The 21,695-nt window shown below is 36.6% G+C and carries 9 protein-coding genes; all 9 read right to left on the reverse strand.

Annotated elements, in window-relative coordinates:
• Positions 1-296: 296 nt before the first annotated feature.
• The gene (locus tag SD960_RS05010; protein WP_318801251.1) at positions 297-2,315 is read right to left on the reverse strand and encodes a glycoside hydrolase family 127 protein; all 2,019 of its coding nucleotides are present in this window, start codon (positions 2,313-2,315) and stop codon (positions 297-299) included.
• Positions 2,316-2,521: 206 nt separating this feature from the next.
• Positions 2,522-4,969: a T9SS C-terminal target domain-containing protein gene (locus tag SD960_RS05015; RefSeq protein ID WP_318801252.1), complete on the reverse strand. Its 2,448-nt coding sequence runs from the start codon at positions 4,967-4,969 to the stop codon at positions 2,522-2,524.
• An 18-nt stretch (positions 4,970-4,987) separates the two neighbouring features.
• On the reverse strand, positions 4,988-7,321 hold the full coding sequence (locus tag SD960_RS05020) for a DUF5703 domain-containing protein (protein WP_318801253.1): 2,334 nt from the start codon (positions 7,319-7,321) through the stop codon (positions 4,988-4,990).
• A gap of 112 nt (positions 7,322-7,433) precedes the next feature.
• Positions 7,434-8,867 carry a sialate O-acetylesterase gene (locus SD960_RS05025; RefSeq protein ID WP_318801254.1) on the reverse strand — a complete coding sequence of 478 codons (1,434 nt, stop codon included), beginning with the start codon at positions 8,865-8,867 and terminating at the stop codon, positions 7,434-7,436.
• 242 nt (positions 8,868-9,109) lie between these two features.
• The gene (locus tag SD960_RS05030; RefSeq protein WP_318801255.1) at positions 9,110-12,496 is read right to left on the reverse strand and encodes a glycosyl hydrolase; all 3,387 of its coding nucleotides are present in this window, start codon (positions 12,494-12,496) and stop codon (positions 9,110-9,112) included.
• Positions 12,497-12,824: 328 nt separating this feature from the next.
• Positions 12,825-16,151: a glycoside hydrolase family 2 TIM barrel-domain containing protein gene (locus tag SD960_RS05035; RefSeq protein WP_318801256.1), complete on the reverse strand. Its 3,327-nt coding sequence runs from the start codon at positions 16,149-16,151 to the stop codon at positions 12,825-12,827.
• A 214-nt stretch (positions 16,152-16,365) separates the two neighbouring features.
• Positions 16,366-17,496: a glycosylase gene (locus tag SD960_RS05040; RefSeq protein WP_318801257.1), complete on the reverse strand. Its 1,131-nt coding sequence runs from the start codon at positions 17,494-17,496 to the stop codon at positions 16,366-16,368.
• Positions 17,497-17,668: 172 nt separating this feature from the next.
• On the reverse strand, positions 17,669-19,342 hold the full coding sequence (locus SD960_RS05045; protein WP_318801258.1) for a hypothetical protein: 1,674 nt from the start codon (positions 19,340-19,342) through the stop codon (positions 17,669-17,671).
• A 152-nt stretch (positions 19,343-19,494) separates the two neighbouring features.
• Positions 19,495-21,681: an alpha-rhamnosidase gene (locus SD960_RS05050; protein WP_318801259.1), complete on the reverse strand. Its 2,187-nt coding sequence runs from the start codon at positions 21,679-21,681 to the stop codon at positions 19,495-19,497.
• Positions 21,682-21,695: the final 14 nt, after the last annotated feature.

The raw sequence follows: 21,695 nt of genomic DNA on the forward strand, positions 1-21,695 counted from the left end.
TGAATATCCAAACCTTTTTTGAGTAGAAAACCGAAAAATAATCAGCAAAATTAATTGTAAGCTATTTATTCATTAAAAAACAGTCCGTCTATCACTGACTTTAAACACATTACATTTAATATTTTTATAAGAAAGAATTAAAATAAACAATACAAATCTGAATAAAAAACTTACAGAAAATAAAAAACCATTCTTTAAAAGACCAAATGTTAATTTTTATTGATATTTATTAAGCATTTTAACTTTTAACCGTAAATTCTTATTAATAGCATTTTGTAATCGTTTAATATAAACTTTTAATATGACATCCAAACCGTCATTTCGCTTTTCCCATCATTTCCCCAAGCAAAATATGGAATCAATTTTAAGTTATATTCTTTAGTTTTATTCGCAGATAAAGGCTGATAGAGCTTTTTATTCCAATCTGAGTTCTGATCTATAATTGAAGTTGTATTTATAGTCAGCAGTTTTCTATTATTTAATTCTATAAAACTTGTTGTAAATTGAGAATTAGCATTTAAAACAACCTCATTAATACTTGTATTTGCAGGAAGCTGATTTGACTCTAAACAATAAACAATTGGACCTCTTTTTACGGCAATTTGGTTTTTTATTTCTTCCACCAAAGGATTTGCCTGCATTAATTCAACCGGCATTGGAATATTCAATTCGATAATATCTCCTTTTTTCCATTTCTGATTTATTTTCGAATAAGTTCCCGAAACAACATCAGCATTTAATTTTTTATTATTTATTGAAATTTCCGCATTTTGACTCCAACCCGGAATTCTGAGTAAAAAATCATATGCTGAATTTGGGGCTTTTATAATTTTCAAAGTAATTTTTCCATCCCAGGGATAATTCGTTTGCTGTTCTATTTCTATTTTTTCGCCGTTTGGTAAAGTTGTTTTTAAAGAATTACTTCCGTATAAATTCACATACAATCCTTCTTTTGAAAAACTGTACGCATAATTACTAACCTCAGCAATAGTTCTGGTCACGTTTGGTGCGCAACAATTAGAAAGTGCAATATAGCCTTCACGTTCCTTGCTCCATCTTTGCTTAAAAGGCAAATCTTTAGAAACATTCAACGGATTATTGTAACAGAACTTTGTTCCCTCTAAACTCATTCCTGATAAAACACTATTATAAAGTGCCAACTCCACAATATCCGCATATTTGGCATCACCCGTAATTTGAAGCATTCGCCAATTCCATAAAACGTTTCCAATATTGGCGCAGGTTTCTGTGTGAGCCGTAGCATTTGGTAACTGAAACGGTCTTCCGTAAGCCTGATGAATTTTCTGCACATCGGTTGGATTATAAGATGTTCCGTCTGGCGAAACTCCATCGTACAAAGCGCCGCAAGCTCCAGTTATGTACATTTTTCTATAGGTTACATCATCCCAAATAGATTCTAAATTGTCTAATAATTTTTTTTCTCCGGTTTCGGCATATAAGTCGGCAACACCGGCATAAAGGTAATTTGCCCTAACAGCGTGACCCATTGCAGTGGTTTGCTGTCTAAACGGAATCCTGTCCTGATTATCATCCGTTCCATCATTTGTGGTTCCGCGAATATCAATGAGATTATTAGCCAATTCCAGATATTTGGGATTTTTGGTTGTACGATACATTTCGACAATTCCCATATAATGCGACGGACAAATGGCATTTCGCGCCAATTCTGGTGAAGCTTTTCTGTAGAAATTATACAGATAATCTGCAACGCCTTTTGCAATATCCAAAAAATTAGTTTTTCCGGTAGCGCGATAATGAATACAAGCTGCCGTCATTAAATGGCCCATATTGTATTTCTCAAAACCCAATTGTTTTTTAACTTCTTCCGGGCCTAAAGTTCCCCATCGCTCATCTATCAAAACCGGCGTGTGAATATAACCGTCTTTGCGCTGTACTTTTGCAAAAAGCGCAATGGCTTTATCCATTTCTGCGTCTAACTTCTTGTCTTTGGTTACGGCATATGTTGCAGCCATTCCTTCAAAAATTTTATAAAAATCTCCGTCATGAAAAGAAGGCCCTTTAAACGTTCCTTTGCTTTCTCCTGCTGCAATTTCAAAATTTTTATAAGCATGTGAAATCGAATCGTTATGATACAAATCCCACATATAAGGCAATGTGTTTTTGGTTTCAACATCAAATTGTTCTTTCCAAAAACCATCTGTCCATCTTACATCTTCTAAACTTACACTTTGCAATTTAGAATACGGGCTGTTTGAATTGGCAACTAAACCTTTATTCTGAGCAAAAAATGAAGTTGAAATTAAAAACGTTGATATGATGATATTCTTTTTCATTTGAATATTTTGTATTGTGATGATGAATTGGTACGCGGATGATACGGATTGCTAAAGCAAAACGCGGATTATCGCGGATTTTTTATCTGCTAAATCTGCGTGGAATAATTCGCTCTCAGATTTGGCAGATTGAGCAGATTTCTTTTAATCGCATTATTATTTAAAATCCGCGACAATCCGTTTAAATCCGTGTCATCCGCGTGCCATTATTTTACAAAGAAATTTATAGTTCGACTCATCGAATCTCCTTCAGCATCTTTGACAGTAATTACAACCGAAGCAAATCCTTTTTCTATTGCCGTAAACTGAATGTCTTTTCCTTTTAAAACGACCTTTCCATTTTTAAGATCTGAAAAAGTATAAACTGGCTTGTTTTCATATCCTTTAAAATAATCCTGTGCAGAAAGTCCTTTCGTTTCACCTGAATTAATAAAGAAATGTGGTTGTGCCATCCAGTCTAAATATTCGTCCAGTTGTGTAAAACCATCTTTGTCTGCATCAAGATTCGTATCTGCAAAATCGTCTGCTTTAGAATTTTCGTTTAAACCTTTTGCAGTTTCCCACCAATTTGGCAATCCGTCATGATCTGTGTCCCAATTTTCAGGACGTTTTTCACTTGCATATTCACCTAAATCTCCTAAATCTTTTTCAGAATCGATCATTCCCCCTAAACCGCTTTTGCTTCCTTTATAAGTAAAAGTTCCTTTTAAAGTTTCTTCAATAATTCGGTTATCGTGTTTGTCAAAAAATGGTTCGCTCGCTCCAACATCCGAAAGGACATTTTTGTAAGCGCCTTTTGCCGTTTCTGTTTTTACATAAGATTCAAAAAATGGCTTATCAACAAACGTCTCATATTTTACAATTTCATTGTGCGAAATAGTAGATGTTCTGCCTTTCTCCTGATTTTTTTCATCAAAATGACCCTGCATAATATTTCCATCAAAATAATAACGCTGCATTCCTTTTCCAACACCTTCATGCTGCGCATTTAAAGCATAAAAATACTTAGTTGAAACGCCTGGTTTATAATAATTATTCACAAAATTTACTTCATTGGCACCTCCGTCAGTTGTTCTTTGTCCCCAGTTGTAAACGACATTATTTCTAATATCCAGTCTTCCTGTATAATATCCGTCTCCGTTTAAACCGCCGCCAATACTCCAGTTTCTTCCGTAGTTATGAGCCAGTAAATTATGGTGAAAACTAGCAATATCGCCGCCAATCGTTGCTGCAAAACCGTGCATTTTTCCCACTTCATATTTGTCATGTCCGGCAACATTCAACGCTTCAGAAATTAAAGTTCGTTGTAAAGTAATATTGTGCGCACTACGCGAACTGAATGATTCGTCGATTGTCCAGCTAATCGAACAGTGATCTATAATACTATGATTGGCACCTGTAAGTCCCATTCCGTCGTAGGTTTTTCCACTTCCAATTCTCACTTTCAAAAATCGGATAATACCATCATTTCCGGTCAAACCAACCGGCGCTTTGCTAATCGTAATTCCTTCACCCGGCGCTGTTTGTCCGGCAATTGTGATGTACGGATTATTGACAACCAAACGATCTTCTAATTTTATATTTCCCGAAACATTAAATACAATTGTCTTTGGACCGGTTCCTTCATTTACCGCATTTCGGAAACTTCCGGGACCGTTGTCATTTAAGTTGGTAACTTCAACAACTCTTCCGCCTCTTCCACCCACGGAAAAACGTCCGTAACCTTCTGCTCCCGAAAAAGCCAATTGTGCAGGTTTAAATGACCAAACGGTTCCCAAAGTTGTATTTCCTTTTGCATCAACTTCATCAACACGCCAGTAATAGGTTGTCATGCTGTATAAATCTGAAACCGCAAATTTTGTATCGGTTTGTTTTCCTTTAAATTCCGGTGATTTTTCAGTTGCATTTGTAACTGCTTTTTGATCTGTTCCAAAAAATAAATGATGAGAAACGGCATCGCCTGAAGCTTTCCAGTTCAGCATAAATTTATCACCCAAAACAACATGTTCGTCTCGGTTTTCCGGTTTTGGCGTATGTGCTTGTTTTTTAAGATTTGGCGTATCAATTTCAAATCCGTTAATGATCATTTGCTGAATTAAATCAGGTGCTTTTGAGTCTAACTCAAAACGAATCACCACATTTTTTCCTGCCTGCGCCTTAAATTCAATGTACGCCGTAGCAGAATTAATAGTCGAAGTCTCTCTGTTAGTAGGAATTATGGTTTCAACCAATTTATTATCTACATAAATTTTTATCGGCGCAAATGTTTTTCCGTCGATTTTGTCAAAAGTATTATGAAAAGTCAGTAGCGAATGTTGTCCTGATTTTAATCTGCTGATGGTAAGTTCCAGACTTTTATCCGTAACCAAACCGTCACTTGTTAACCGACTGTAAAATGGTGCGCTCATTCCGACCTTAAACCATTTCGAAGAAAAATTTCCTTTTAATTTGAATGTTACATTATTAAAAGATTTCTCCGCTTCGGTTTGTTCGGTTATGGGCCATGAACTATAATTTGGGTCGCCTACTTCTTCAACTCTTCGTCCCGAAAAATCAAAATCAACTTTTACAATTTGTTTTTCAGAAGATTGCGCCTGTGCGTTTGTGGCTAAAAAAAGGCACAAGGCTGCGGCGCTTATTATTTTTTTGATCATTGTGGTTGGTGCTACTAGTTAGTGTAATTTTTTCTTTTCTTCTATCGAAATCCCGAGCTGATTTATAATATCTTTTTCTCTTTCTTTCGGACTTATATTTATAATTTTTGTTTTTCCGTTTTGAAGTTCAACTTCAATAATTGTATTTTGAGTGGCACGTAATTTAAAATGAACATTCCAGTCTTTTGGCCATGCCGGAAAAAGATAAATTTTTCCATTTGCTTCCTGCAAAAGCATTTCCTGTATACCGATCATTCCTGCGCCTCCCCAATTATGATCCGGAACCCAGTCGAAACCCGGACCCCAAAATGCCGGAAATCTTCTGCCTGAATCACTCATTTTTAATAGATTGTATTTTGCTGCTTCTTCGGTTAAACCTAATCTTGCAGCAAAAATATTGTCTTGCTTCCAGCCAACATGACTTCTAAATTTCATGGCATCGGCATCATATTTCCAGGTATTCAAAGCCGTTTCTAAATCTGGTTTTCCAACACCATAAATTCCCCACGGATAAACGGGATATAATTGTGGCACTTCAGAATTATTCACTCTTTCCCACGATTTTGCCGGAACTAAAACTTTGTGATTTTCGATTGTACCAAAATTCAAAGGCGGAATTCTGGTTTGAAAACCTTTTAAATATTCCACTTCTTCTTTAGATAATTGTTCGGCCGAAAGGTTTAAAAGCTTTTCCGTAATTACCTGCAAAGCGGCAATGGTACTGTTTGAATTATTGGCCATCTTATAAGTTTCGGCACCTGAGCCAGGAAATAAAATCAGTTTTCCATTTCCATCCAATGCTTTTCTGCCTCTTTGTTTGGCCAGATATTGATAATGTTCATCAAAAAATCGAAGACAGCTTATAATGAAGGAATTGTACTTTTGAATATCTTCTTGTGCAAATTCTTTTTGCTGCAGCATCATTTGGCAGAATTCAAAAACCGTGTCCCATTCATATTCCAGCCACGCATTATATTCCATTCCCGGATCGTAATCTGCGGGGCGTTTCCATTCGTATTCGGCTGGATTTGGCAAGCCAAAATTTTCTAATTGTTCTGTAAAAGCTGCACCGCCGTGTTTCCAATACACCTGCGAACGCAATTCGGCATTTTTTTGCAAGCTCAGGTAATAATCCAATTGCGATTTCATCATATCAAAATCACCACTTTTTAGCATCGGAAAATAAACCAATCGCTGATTTTGCGCCGTCATTGTTCCGCCTCCCCAATTCCTGAAATCGGGTGTGAAATTTAAATCCGGATTGGTAAAAACCGGATCAACAGTAAATAATCCGCCGTTGAATTTGGTTGGATATTTTCCGTAAGCATTGCATCCTAACATATAGCGGAACAATTGATAATTTTTTCCGATTTGATAAACGGAATCTTTTTCAGCAGAATTACTTTTTTGGATATAAATAAAACTGCGGTTCCAGAAATTATTCCACCAATTGCTCGTATTTTTTTCTGCTTTCTGGGAGTTGATTTTATAGTCCGAAATTTGATGCTGCAAACCGTTTTCCCAAGAAGATCGTTCCAAAGATTGATTCGTAAACAAATGAATTTGAAGTTCTTCTTTCTTCGAAGGTTTTATACTCGAAAGTGCATATCCTTTAAAATCGGTATCCTGATATTTTCCTGAATACGTTCTGTCAGACTTCAAATTAGTTCCCGTCATGAATCCACCAAAAGTCAGATTTACCAATGGATTCATCATTTGATCTTTTACTGATTCCATTTTTTGTTGTTTGACGGCAACATCAAAAACGGTTTGTTCCCTATTTCTGTGATAAAACTTGACACCATTATTTTCAAATGAAACAGAATCTTTAAAGGTAAAAATCTCTCCCTGCGGTGCCCATTTATATGAATTCGCATTGTTTGCTTTTCCTTTTGAAGGACGATTGAAATGACGCCAGCTTTCATAAGAAGCCGTCATTTTAAGCGGCGTTGTACTTTCTAAATCCAGATGAATTACGGGTTTAAAAATATCAACCCAAAGTTTGATTTTGGTATTATTCTGAGCAACTAAAATATAACCGTCTTTTAAAACCAATTCTTGCCTAAAACCTTCATTATCCTTAAATGGATTTGGCGTTAAACTCACTTTTACGCGACCCAATTTTAATAATGCATTATGTTCATCAAAAGTTCCGCTACGAGAAAAATAAAAATACAGATCGCCTTTTTCTACCCAAACATTCATACCAATATCGCCACCGCCTAAAGGCATCGATTCTGATGAATTTTGGCTTTGTCTATTCCAGACTTGATTGTAATTTTCAAGCACAGGAATTTGCGCTTTCGCGAAAAGCGTAATGAAGAAAAAGAATATGTAAATTTTGTTTTTCATTTTTTTACGTTTCCTGCAAGGTTTCCAAAACCTTGTAGGTATTTATTTTAGATTCCAGTGTTCGAATCAGACACCTACAAGGTTTTGAAAACCTTGCAGGAGCGTGCAGAAATTACCATTCATCCGTCCTAAAAGACGAAACCGGCAAACCGCCGCCACTAAACAATTCAGCTTTTGCAAAATCTTTCCATAAATATCTTACCGCAACTGGTTTTGCGACTTTATCAGAAGTCAAAACCACAGATTTTCTTCTCACTACAGCTTTAGCAGGATAAAATATTTTGTCTTCTCCCGCCAATTCAAAGCCCGTAACTTCTTTATCATAAGATGTAATTCCGTTCGCAACATCATTAAAAGAAACCGTTACCGAACCATCTTTTATTTCCATTGACTTATATTTCGGGCTCTCAAATTCGAAACCTTCAATTCCGTACGTTTTTGCCAAAACCTGAAAAGCCAATCGGTTTCCACCTTTTTCTTTATCCATCGGGTGGATATTATTTTCTTCACCAACATCCATTAAAACTGCCATTCCCGAATTCGGAATTTCTTTTGAAGCTTTCAATTGTGCTTCTCTTAAATAAGCCGAATTGTATTTTTCTAAATAGTCTTTTGGATGGAATTGCGCATAATTAAACGGCGCAATCTGAGCGTAATAAAACGGAAAATCACCTTGTTTCCACAACGCTCTCCAACTGCTTACCATTTTTCTCATCAGTTCTTTGTACTCAGCAGCTCTTTCGTAATTCGATTCGCCCTGATACCAAATACAGCCTTTGATTCCGTAACCAATTACAGGCGAAAGCATTCCGTTAAATAAAGTTGTCGGAATACGATTTGGATCTTTTGCCAATTCTTCTTTTGTTGTTGGAATTTTAGCGCTTGCAAAATCCTTTAGCATTTCCTGATTCATCCACGCTTCCATACTTGAACCTCCGTACGAAACATGAATTAATCCCACCGGAACATCTAAAACTTCCTGTAAAAGCGAACCAAAATACCAGGCCGTCGCACTAAAATTTGATGCTGATTTTGGAGAAGCCACTTCCCATTTTCCTTCAAAATTAGTTAAAGGTTCTAATACCGTCGCACGCGGAATTGTGATTAAACGAATATTTTTATTGGTTGATCTTACGATAATTTCATTGCCATTTTTTACAGGCTGCCCCTGAAATCCTTTCAAAGGCATTTCCATATTCGATTGTCCTGAACACAACCAAACTTCGCCAATCAAAACATTTTTCACCGTTACTTTTTCTGTCCCTTCCGTAACTTCAATTGTAAATGGTCCGCCGGCAATTGGGGTTTGTAAATCCACTTTCCATTTTCCCTGATTGTCGGCTTTTGCTTTATAGCTTTTAGAATTCCATGATGTTTTAATAATCACGTTTCCATTCTTTTCTGCCCAGCCCCACATTGGTGCGTTTGATTTTTGCTGCAGTATCATATTATCTGAAAACAACGCAGGTAATTTGATTTTTGCATTGATTTGGGAACTTGCCAAAAGCGCAATTAAGGCAACAAAAATGTGTTTAAAATCTTTCATTTTATTTTATTCTTTAAATTATCTAGATATGTCGCTCCTCTGGAGCTAAACCAATCTTTAAATGTTTTTTTCTATAAATATTTCACTCCTACGGAGCTTTTTCGTACCATCGGGACGATATGTTTATAAAAAGAAACACCTCGAAAAATAGCTCCGTAGGAGCGACATGTTCCTACTTAATATTCATTTTCTTTTGGCACAGATTAAAAGATTTAAAAGGATTTTTAATCTGTAAAATTCCTTTAATCTGTGGCTATTTCTTTTTCTTTTTTTTCTTTCAAAATAGTAACTGGCCCTAACAATCCCGCTTTTAATAAAATTCCTTCCTGTAATCTAAAAGGCGCTGTTGTCCACGTTAATCTTTGTTCTTTTGGCAATTTTTCATCACCAATTAATCGGTTTGCCCATGTATTGGTTACTTTAATTTCTATGCTGTTTTTTCCTTTTTTTAAGGCTTCAGAAATATCTGCATTGTAGGGAAAAGTCCAAATTGTTCCGCAGTTAATTCCGTTTACAGTTACCTCAGCAATATTAGCAATTGATCCTAAATCAAGCCAGAATTTCTCGTTGGTTTTTCCTTTCCAGACGAAACCTTTTTTATAAATAACAGTTCCGGAATAGTATTTAATTTTATCATTATCAGAAGTACTCCAATCAAAAAGCTTGTTTGTCTTAATAATTTCTTTTGGTCCGTGAAATTCTACATCAAATTGCAATTCCCAATTTTCATCTAAAGTCTGAACTGTTTCTAAATCAACATAATTTTGCTTTTTATTTGAAGACGCTTCTTTAGTTTTTTCTTTAAAAATGATGAAACAAGATTCATTTGCTTCTAATACAATCGGAATACTAGTTCTACCGTTTTCTATTTTCCAATCAGATAAAATAGTCGTTTTATTCGTTACAGGATTATACAATTCCGGTATTTTCCCGCTTAAGCGAAAAGAGGCTTCGAAACTTCTTTTTTCTGCTTTTTGATTCGAAAGAAAATAGATTTCTTCACTTTGAGATTTTCTGTGCGTCCATGCAATAGTTTCTGAATCGGCTCGGTTTAATTTTGGAAAATAAACATCTTGCTCAATTCCGATTGATGCAAAATCATTTCCTAAATACGGCAATTTAATAATGGTTCCTTTTCCGATTTTCCATGAAGATGTATTGGCATTATTTGTCCAGATTTCATCAATAACATTCTGCCATTTTTCATGATCTTCATTAGAATGCATACCCGGTTGCAAATTCGGTTTCTCATCAACAAAAATGGTTGCTCCTTCTTTTATTAGTTCCAACATTTTTTCGGCTGCAGCCAAAGAAATCATTTTATTCGGAGCCATTTTATGACTTCCAGGAAATAATAAAGCACCGTATTCGATTCCGCTACCAAACGAAACTTTTCCATTTACAACTTTAGCATTATTTATTAAAACATCTGCATTGAATGAATCGTATTGATAACCATTTAATGGATTTACCCATTGCGATAAATCAGTAATATTTTTAGAATACGTGACTTCTTTAGGCATTTTTGCTGTTGGCTGACCTTCATTTTCGAGACGTATTTTTTCGCTTTCCAGTCTTGCCGCACCAAAAACATTCGGAATAAACGGCATTAAACGATCCGGCACAAAAGAACGCGAAGGCAAATCTTCGCCAATAAAAACAGCTAAATCGATCACCGGTTTTCCTTTTTGCAATTGAAACTGAACACGCTGACAATATTCAAACCATGCTTTTCCGGGTTTCCACCAGGTTTGATCTCTTTGGAAAAAAGTTCCGATATCGTCTAAAGTCATTCCGGGCTTTCGATCTGTCCAAGGGTTATGAACAAAAACATGGTAAAATAATCGGTTAATTCCCAAAGCATAATTTCTGTCTGCTACTGTTTTTAGATTTCCCGGGTGTTCGTCCCAATCCATTCGCAAAGCCGTGAAAGATTCTGCCTGAATAATATCTTTTCCGTAAATATGTCCGCCAGAAATGGCATCAATTATATCAAAAGGTTTGTCGTGCGTTGGACTTTTTAGCCAAAATTCTCCTCCCGGATAATCAACATATTTATAATGCAATAAAGCATCACTCATCATTGTTGGCGCAACATTTTCTGAACTTAATTTTACGTTGTTTTCTTTAGCAATTTGGGCAACAGTTCCGTAGAAATTATCCGCTACTAATTCGGCAATTGTTTTACGAACATCATACAAAACTTTCTCTGAAACATCGGCACTTTCAATTGGAATTCCCGCCATTACAGGCAAATAATCAACTAAATTATAACCTCGTCTTTTTTGAAATTCAGCCTGAAAAACCGAAGACCAGTTTTGGCTTCCGCATTCCCAACTATCAAAATGCAAGATTTCTAAAGTTTTAGCCGCCAAATCAGGTCCAATTGTGCGAACCATTTCACCAAACCAATGATCGAGTTGAAAACGAATTAATTCGGGATTAAATTTGTCTACTTCCAAACCTTTTCCTGCTCCACCCGTAGCATTTTCATGTCCGGTTGAAGTATGTCCCATTCGGATAATTTTCCATTTTCCTTTGGGTGCTTTCCAGTTCAAATTTCCATTGGCATCAACAAAATTTGAAATATTAGTAATTTGCGATTTTTTGAATGAATCAGAATCCGGAATTTGTTTTGCAGAAATTTCCGGACTTAAACGCCAAACGGCTCCTGATTTTCCTTCGAAATTATCAATCAATGCCTGATTTGAAAGCGTAATTTTACTCACTTTCAAATTCTGTTTCCATTTTGCAAAATCCAAATCTTCAGCACCAGGTTCTGTACCAGCAGGATCATACACAAATCTGAAATATTTTGCTGTAACGGGTGTAATGGTATGTGTGTGAGCAAAATCCATATCCTGCCAACCGTGACGTGGAGCAATCAATCTTTCGTGGAATTTAAAATTAACTCCATCATCGCTCACCTCAATAATTAAACGTTGTGGCTGAAAATCTCTTCCTTTTGTTTCAATCACGATTGATTTGCATGTAAACGGTTTTTCAAATTGATATTGAATCCAACCTTTTTCGGCAAATTTGAAATTCTCCTCTTTTTTAGGATCAGCCAAAAATGAGGCATCTGTATTGTTTGAAGTCGCAACTTTTGGTAATTGTTGTTGTGAATTAGTTTGATATTCTTTTATCGGAATGGCAAAAGTTGCGATGTCTTTATAATAGTCTTTGTAATGTTCCGGAACGGGTAATTTTGTATTAATCGATTTTCCACCGTCGACTTCTGTCGTAGACCAAACCACTTTTTGCATTGACATTTCCGGCGTAATCCAGGGACCGCCGGCAACGGCGAAACCATCGGCTCCATGAAAAGCCATTTTTAAACCTAATCGGTTGGCTTCTTTAAAAGCCCAATGAATCATATCCCAAAATTCAGGACTTAATTGCAAAACCGGCGGATCTATTAAGGGCGGATTTGCCGGGCCTTTAATGGTCATTAAATACGCGCCTGCAATTCCGGCTTGTTTCATCGCTTCCAAATCGGCTGTAATTCCCGCTTTAGAATATGCCGATTTCATCCAATACCAATATACCCAAGGTTTTGAGGATTCGATTGTAGGCTGAAACTCGGTTGTTTCTTTTTTATGAAGTTCCTGTGCGGAAAGGATTCCCACAAAAAGTAACATTAAAAAAAGGTATTTTTTTTGAAACATTGTATTGTTTATTTTTTCTTTTTTGTCATCCTGACGAAGGAAGGATCACACACGAAACTCCGCACAGAGGATGGCCAATCTTTGTCGAACCACTAGTGTGATCTCTCCTTCGTCGAGATGACAACCTATACTTATTAATAGTAAAGACCTAACAGGTTTTACAAACCTGTGGGATTTAAATTTGTCATTATAAAACATAGCCAATGGTTTCAACCATTGGGACGCTCGGGCTATGTTTGATAATTTGTGTTGAATTTCTTGTGTCATTTATTTTTAAAATGATCCATTACTAATATTTAAACTTCTTCAAATTTTCTTCCAATCCATTTTTCGTTGCTGAAAACGGAACCAGATAAAAACTGTATTCATAATCTCCTGACGGAATCTCATATTTTTCGATTGGTCTTGCAACCGGCGACCAACTGTCGTTTCCTCCCACTCCCATTTGCAATAAATCGATATTCAAAGTTAAGAAACCGGGATCTTTTAAATCAAAAGTGTGTTTGGCTTCATTCAAATTTGCCTGTGTATACGGCCACGCGCTCATTTGTAAAACTTTATCTTCTGTCAAAATTAATAAACCTTTATTTTTTGATGGATTTGTTAATGACATCCATCTCACTTCGGTACGGTTTCCGTTTTCCTGAGGTTTGATATAAGGCTCCGTAAACTGATTTATTGGTAACGAATATCTTGCGACAGTAAACCCGAAGCTACGATCGCAATAATTTTCCAGTTCTCCTTTTCCGTACCACGAAATTTGGTCGAATTGTCTTTGAACGCCCATTTGCATTCCGACTTTTGGAATATTAGGTAACTTTTTATTGGCTTGTAATTTGTAATTGACCACAATAATTCCGCTTGAATTTATCACATAATCGACATAAACCTGCGCACTGTCCTTAATCACTTCATATTTACTGCTAATTTTAATTTCATTATCTGATTTTTCCATCTCAACGTCCATCAATTTCGGAACAGCATTATACCATTGTTTCAGTACTTTGTGAGGTTTCCATCCCTTGCGGTCATTATCCGTAAGTGGTCGCGTGAAATTAGGTAATAACGGAGCAAACACCTGTTCGTCATTATTAAATTTATAGGAAGTCAAAGCACCATTTGTCTTGCTAATACTGATTTGATAGCTTTTACCTTGAATGTTATATGCTGTATTGGTTTCTGAAACTACTATTTTTTCTTTTGAATTGGAAATTGATGTTGGTGCTTCTTTCTTTTTCAAAAGAAACTGATCTGTTGAAACGGCATATCCTTTCGAAGCCCAAAACTCATCCTTTTGAAGTTGAAATTCGATGTTCAGAAAATATTCCGCATCTTGTTTCATCTTCGGAAGATATTTGTTTACATCTAAAACAAAATCACTTCCTGCCGAAATATCAATCGGTTTTAAAACTACTTCTTTAATTATATTTCCGTTTTCAAGAATTTTTATAACTGGAATAAAAGCACTCAAATTTTGAACCACCTGACGGTTGTGGATTTTTAATTTAGAATCAGAATCTAAACTGGAAACGGCAGGCTGGTAAATCCATTTGTTTTCATACATTGCCGCTTTTGGTCGGCCGTCTGCCGCAACAAGTCCGTTGATATTGAAATTGGCGTCGTGTTTTTTCTCTCCAAAATCGCCTCCGTAACCCAAATATTCCTGGCCGGTTTTTGGATCTTTTCTAAGCAAACCCTGATCTTTTAAATCCCAGATACAGCCTCCAATTACTCTTGGTGTTGAGCGGAATTCATCCCATAATTCTTTTAGATTTCCGGTTGAATTTCCCATAGAATGCGAATATTCCACAAAAAGAATTGGTCGTGTATCTTTATTTTGATCTACTAAAAATTTAGGGGTGAAAACACCCGGATAAAAACGACTTACAATATCTACATAAGGTTCATCCTGCGGATTTTCAAATCGATGTGAATGATCGACTGTTTTTGGATAACGAGGATCAAGCGGATCAATATAGCCTTCTAATCTCGGATTTCCCTGTGCTGGTTCATAATGCACCGGACGTGTAATATCGTAATCGTGTGTCCAACCAGCCATAGCTGCATGGTTTGGACCTTTTCCTGCTTCATTACCCAAACTCCACATTACAATACTTGGATGGTTTTTATCGCGCTCCACCATTCGGGTCATACGTTCTAAATACGCGTGTGTCCATTGTTGGTCGTTACTTAAAAAACCACCTAATCCGTGCGTTTCCAGATTGGCTTCGTCCATCACCATTAATCCGTATTTATCGCACAATTCGTAGAAATAAGGATCGTCTGGAAAGTGACTGGTACGCACAAAATTAAAATTGAATTTTTTCATCAATTTCACATCTTCTTCCAAATCCTGATGATTGACTGCCTCACCGCGAACGGGATGATGCCCGTGATGATTTACGCCATATACATAAGTTTCTTTTCCGTTGATGAGCATTTTACCGTCCGTCTTCGAGAATTCGATCGAACGAAAACCTAATTTACAGCTTTTCACTTCGCTAATACTTCCGTCAGGATTTTTGAGCGTCATAATCAAAGTATATAAATTTGGTTCTTCGGCACTCCATTTTAAAGGATTTTTGATTGTTTCCTGAAAAAAACCAAAACGTACTTTGTCCAGTCGCGGAGAAACTTCGCTGATAATATCAATTGCTTTTCTGCTTAATGGTTTGTCGAATAGAGGTTTATTCTGAGGATCGTATAATTGTACTTCGAAAGTGTGATTTTTGATCGTGTCTCCGGTAAAATTCTCCAATCTCGGACGCAATTGAAAGACGGCATCCTTATATTGTTTGTCTAATTTGGTCTGATAAAAGAAATCCTGAATACGTAATTTAGGCTCAGCCATAATGTAAACTTCACGCTGAATTCCGCTTAAACGCCAGTGATCCTGATCTTCTAAGTAAGAACCGTCGCTGTAACGAAAAACACGAACTGATAAAATATTTTCTCCTTTTTTAAGGTAAGGTGTAATGTTAAATTCTGATGAATTGAAACTGTCCTGACCATAACCCAGAAAGTCGCCATTTATCCAAACCTGAAAAGCAGAACTCACACCGCCAAAGTGAAGCGTAACGTTCATGCCATCCCAATTTTCCGGCATCGTAAATTTTCGTTGGTACGACCCAATCGGATTATCGTCTTTAGGAACAAAAGGCGGATTCACAGGGCGAAACGAATACACGGCACTTTTATAAATCGCCATTCCGTATCCTTTCAATTCCCAATTGGATGGCACTTCGATTTTATCCCAGTTTTTTACCTCATCCTTATAAAAATCCTGCGGTGCTTCCTGAAGGTTTTTGGCAAATTTGAAATCCCATTCGCCATTTAATATTTTAATTCTGCTTTTATTTCTGTTTCCTTCCAAAGCATCTGCCACAGAATTATATGAATATCCTGTTGCCCTTGCTGCTTGTCTGTTGATACTTGTTATCAACGGATTTTCCCAAGGCACATTGCTGTATTTTTGCGGAACACGTGGCACTCCGGCAGGTTCACCTGTAACCAATTGTGCTTGTGCGCTAATTGTTAGAAGTAATATGTAAAAGGTGAAATGCAATTTGTGAATCGAAAATCGAAACCTGAAAAATTGATGAATATGAATTGACATTATTTTTATATTATTCATTATTGCCTACTTATCTTGTGTAGTCCCTACGGGACAAAATTCATTTTGCGAATAATATTTTGCTACCAATATTTAATCTCTACGAGATATTCCGTTAGGAATTTAATGTTGGTAAAAAAACTACCCTCTAACTAAATGTCCCGTAGGGACTACATCTTTAATCACCACCACTGTAAACTGCGACTGCGACTGAAAACTATTTCTTCTTCTCTTTTTTCCCTGGCGGCGCAACGAAACTCATTTCGCTTTTCCCTAAATCTTTAGAAGTTGCAATTGCAATTCCTCTTTGTTCGGCTTTGTTTACGGCGCAATAAAAATGATACACGACACCATCATGCTTCACTACGAATGATTTATGCGCAAACATATCATCATAAGGTTCAGATGATTTGATCAAATCTTCGCCTTTCCAGTCGTTCCAGTGAATTAAATCGTTTGAAACGGCAAAACGGTTAAATGCACCCTGATTCCAACCCGTCCAAAAAGCTCCAAAATAAAACATCACCCAAGTATCATTAATACGCTGAATATAGGCATCTCCTGAGATTCCTTTATGATGATTGATTAAAGGTTTATCCCCATAACGTTCCCAGTGTTTCATATCGTTTGACACAGCCATAGCAATGCGCTCTGCGCCTTTAGCAGGATTTAAACTATCCCCACGGGTATTGTAATACATGATAAAATTGTGTCCTGTAACTTTGTCCTTATCACTAATCACACTGTTTTTGTACATGGTACTATTATCCCACCATTTGGCGTCTTTATCTTTTGGTGTTAAAACTGGATTTTCTAATCTTTGAAATTCATGCGGTTTTGTAGGCGACTCTTTCGTGTATGCCATCCCGATTGAAAGAACTCCGGCTTCGTAACCTTTGGTGTTTCCGCCAAAATAACTCATCCAATATTTGTCATCGTATTTTTCCCATTCGTAGCTTCCGCCCCAGGTTGGGTCTTGCAATGAAATATATCCTGCTTTTTGGTTAACGTCCCAATGTTGTTCATTTTCTGAAAAAGACATTACTTTTCCTAAATGTTTCCAATGTAATAAATCATCACTTTCTGCCAGCCAGGTTTCGTAACCTCTTCCATCGTAAATTAAATACGTCATAAACCATTTTCCGTCTTTTCTGAAAACGCTCGGACAATCCATTTTGTATGAGTTGTCTGTTGGCACCATTACCAAACCGTATTTATAAGGCGTTTTGATTTCGTTGTAAATCTCCTGCATAACGGTTTCGTTGATTTCTCTTTTCTTATATTTAGTCGTTGCGCAACTGGTGAGGAAAAGTGATGTAATGGTGATGATTAGGTATTTAATTTTCATTCGTTATGTTGTTTTGCCACGAAGGCGCTAAGGCCCTAAGTTTTTTTTAATCTTTATGAATCCAAGTTGGTGAAATAATCTCGCAAAGCCGCGGAGTCGCAAAGTTTCTCTATATTCTATTCTCTATATTCTTGACTCTTTCCTCTTTCCTTTCCTCTTGGTTCTCTGCTCTTTATTCTAAATCTTTCAATCGAGATTCCATTACGTCTTTGTTTAACTTTACTTTTACCATTCCCATTGGGTGAAATCTTTTTTTCAAATCTATGGCAGCGTATACAATTGTGTAAACGTCATTCCCTTCGGGGATTAGGCAAAGCGGCGTTCTCATGATATCCCACCATTTATCGACTTTTGTTTCTATGGGAAGATATCTTGCTTCACTCCAGTTTTTCCCATCTTTTGATAAGGAATAACCCATCATATTCGGTAAATGATGTCCCCAACCGTCCGGGCCTCCATCAAAAACGGCGATGTACAAACCGTTTGGCAACTGACTCACAATTGGATTTTCTACAAAAAACGGATGCATTGATTTTATAGGATTGCTTCCGTCTTTTATTCTCGACCACGGACCTTCTAAACTTTTTGATTCGGCCAAAGCCACAAACCAGCCTTTTCCGGTTTTCTTCGGATAATCTGCCCATGAATTAAAAGGGTAAGCGCCGCTGTAAAATCCAAAATATTTATCGCCCACTTTATACGGAAAAAAAGAAGCCACGCCTTGACGTCCTTCCCATGGTTCTGAGTCTAATCCCGGTTCCATTATGATTCCCATATCTTTATACGGACCGCCAATTCCATTGATTCCGTCAACAGTTGATTCGCAACGCCAGATTCTTCCGAAAGAATGATTTGGTTCTATCGTTTTACTCACCGTGTAAGCTAAATAATAGCCGTACCATTTGTTTGCCTTTTCGTTAAAAACCGGCATGTACGACCAAATTGCGGCACGGCGATCATTCATTGGGTTATCGTCTTCGGTTATGGCGTAAGTTCCGCTTGCCTGATAAATTGTTGATTCTCTCTTCCAGTGAATGGCGTCTTTACTTGTCCAGTGTCCAATTCGGGTTTTTACACGATCATAATAATAGTCAACTCCTATTTCTCCGGCTCTTTCTGTTGGAAACATATGATATGTTTCGCCCACTTTTACTACTCTTCCGCCTTCAAAACCACCCTGAATCCCTTCAGTTCCGGGCATTCCTTCGTCTACAACAGCTTTGTTTTCTCCACCGACAATTTCGAAAAGTGGTTTTTCATCTGAAAATCCTTCGACTATAAAAGTCGGATTCCAAAGTTTACCGTCTGGCAATTCTGCATTTCTGAAGCTTAATTTTTGGGTATCTTTTATAACTCCCAAAATTGCAAATAATCCAGTTCCAGGATTTATTGTTTGTTTTCCTTTTGGGAAAGAAAGTGCATATACATTCACCGAAGGTAATCCTGTAATGGTTAATCCGTTTTTTAAAACCAATTTTGCGTTTTCAAGTTTATTTGACTGAAGATATTCTGAATTGTTTTCCTGAAAAATACCAACTATAACCTTAACAGGCTCTCTAAATTTTAATTGTAAAGGAGAATTTGTTCCGCTTTTATATGATTCTAAAGGAAGTTGAATACCTTGTAAATCTTGCAAATCCGGTGCTAAACGAACAATATTATTTTTGCTGCCTGAAAAAACATGAGCATATTGTGTTGTTTTGAAAGTTTTGTATTTTGATTTTACAATTTCAAAAGATGCTGGTGTCCAGCTTGAATTTTGTGCTGAAGCTTGAATACAGATGATCAACAGCATTAAGAAAGCTGTTTTTAATTTGAAATTGTATTTTGTGTTTTTTGAAAACATTGGTTTTTATTTTTTACTTTTTGTCATTTCGACCAAAGGGAGAAATCGCACTAGAAATTCCGCAACAATAGTCGACAATCTTTGTGGTTACGAGTGTGATTCCTCCTTTCAGTCGGAATGACAGACTAGATATTTAACTAATTGCCAAGAACTCAAATCGCTTTATAACTCACTTTATACTCCATATTCGGCTGAACAATTAATTGATATTTATTTTTAGCCAATGTTGTAATCGTTCCTGAATTTGTTTTTGGTTTGCCTGAACTTTCGAAAATCAATTTTCCTTCGCCCTCCGCTGCTTTTACTTTGATTTCTTTGGTGCTGCAATACAATTCAACTTCACCATTTGGTGTTGGTACTTTTCCCTGCATCCATTGTAAGCCACCTAAATTAGGTTTTATTTCATATTCAGCATAACCGGGAGCAGTTGGTTTTATACCCAAATAATATTTTCCTAATAAATAAATTGGACTGGAACCCCAGGCATGGCAGAGACTTTTTCCATAAGGGCGTCCGTACATTGCTAAATGTTCTGTTCCTTTTTTGGTTGGATTGTATTCTTCCCAGAAAGAAGTTGCGCCTTCTTTTAACATTCCTCCCCAATAATCCTTCATTTCTTTCAACACATAATCTTGTTCGCCCATCGCACATAAGGCTTCCAACTCATAAAAACGCATGTATGGTGTTGTAATTTTAAGAATATCATCATTGAGTAAAACTTTCTTTTTTATACTTTGCTTTTGTTCTTCATCAAAATAATTAAAGAAAATACCGAACATATTAGCGTATCTGGTTACTATATTTTGCATTTTACCATCTATTCGCTGGTGTTTCATGACGTTTTCTTTCTTGTCCCAAAACACATCATACAATTTTGTTTTTAAATCATCAGCTAATTTTTGATACTGTTTTTGGTCATCCTTTTCACCTGCAATTTCTGCACTAACTACCATGGCCTCAAGACTTCTTGCTAAAAGCATTTGCTCAAAACTAACCTCTCCGGTTTTTGGTAATCCGTCTGCCCAATCAATAAAAACCCAATCACCTTCTAATGGTTCCAGGAATCCGTTTGTGTTTCTTCTTTTTAAACAGAATTCCATCAATGATTTCATTCGTGGATAAAAAGTTTTAATGAACTTCGTATCGCCCGTGTGCAAATAGTAATCGTAAACACCTACAAACCAATACAGCGAATAATCCATAATGATATTAATATGTGCCGTTACAGGTTCTTTTCCTCGAAGTGCTAACAACGTTCGTTCTACCGAAGCCGAATCAAAGAATAAATAATAATTCATTAAATAACTTTGATAAGCATCACCAGACCACACCCAACGGTCGCGTTTAATCCCGTCTATAAAAAACTCGCGAGTTGTTAAATGCATCGTGTAAGCCGACACATCCCAAATTTGATTCAATTGTTCATCCGAAGATTTGAATGCACCACGATAGTCTAATGGTAAATATTCATAAAGCATCGAAATAGAATCATATTTGACCGTTGCATCTGCTTGTACCTGAACATAGCGGAATGCTTTTGATCCGTCATGTGTGTAAGTTTCAGATTGTTTTCCATCAAAAGACAAATGATCTAAGGTTTCACATTTGGCAGAATCGAGCGCTTCTTCACGAGATTCACCATAATAAAGTGCTACTTTCCCTTTTCCTTTTAAACCGTGAATTTTGATATAACCAAAAGTTTCTTTACCAAAATCTACTAATTGACCAGTTCCTATTTTTTCTATTTTCTTTGCACTTAAAGGTTTGGTTGTGAGTTTAAATTCAGAAGGTTTACTTTCCGGTGAATTGAAATTCCAGAAACCAACAGGCATCCATGGTGTGCCTGATTGTTGTGCTTTCCCTGTTTCGTCAATCCAAAGTTTATCTTCATTGGTCACCTTCCAGGATGTATCCGATTTTACATATTTACCATCAATATAAATAGCCGGCAGCACTTCCTGATTGTATACTTTAAACGAAATTTTGTGTTTCCCGGCAGGGATTTTTAATGATTTTGGCTGTCCATAAACCTGAACGCCATCTAAAAGTAATTGAAAAGATCCTTCTGTATAAATTTTTACCTCGTCTGACTGTGGAATATCTACTTCTGTTTGAAAAGTTACCAAGGCATATGGACTGTAATATTGCCAAAGCGGCGGAAATACTGCTTCTCGTTCGGTACGTCTTACTTGCATTTTATTGCTTAACAAAACTTCAAAATCACCTGGATACCAGATCCATGTCGCTTCTTTTGTTTTTTCCTGAGCGAACAAAAAAGCCACAGGAAATAAAATAACACAAACAAACAAAAATCTAAATATGGAAAATCGGCTTTGCATTTATCTTTTTTTGG

It is taken from the genome of Flavobacterium sp. MMLR14_040 (assembly GCF_033657265.1).
GTDB lineage: Bacteria > Bacteroidota > Bacteroidia > Flavobacteriales > Flavobacteriaceae > Flavobacterium.

Bases quoted from the DNA above. Each gene is read 5' to 3' on its own strand.
- SD960_RS05010 (WP_318801251.1), bottom strand. From the start codon at position 2,315: ATGAAAAAGAATATCATCATATCAACGTTTTTAATTTCAACTTCATTT.
- SD960_RS05015 (WP_318801252.1), bottom strand. From the start codon at position 4,969: ATGATCAAAAAAATAATAAGCGCCGCAGCCTTGTGCCTTTTTTTAGCC.
- SD960_RS05020 (WP_318801253.1), bottom strand. From the start codon at position 7,321: ATGAAAAACAAAATTTACATATTCTTTTTCTTCATTACGCTTTTCGCG.
- SD960_RS05025 (WP_318801254.1), bottom strand. From the start codon at position 8,867: ATGAAAGATTTTAAACACATTTTTGTTGCCTTAATTGCGCTTTTGGCA.
- SD960_RS05035 (WP_318801256.1), bottom strand. From the start codon at position 16,151: ATGTCAATTCATATTCATCAATTTTTCAGGTTTCGATTTTCGATTCAC.
- SD960_RS05040 (WP_318801257.1), bottom strand. From the start codon at position 17,496: ATGAAAATTAAATACCTAATCATCACCATTACATCACTTTTCCTCACC.
- SD960_RS05045 (WP_318801258.1), bottom strand. From the start codon at position 19,342: ATGTTTTCAAAAAACACAAAATACAATTTCAAATTAAAAACAGCTTTC.
- SD960_RS05050 (WP_318801259.1), bottom strand. From the start codon at position 21,681: ATGCAAAGCCGATTTTCCATATTTAGATTTTTGTTTGTTTGTGTTATT.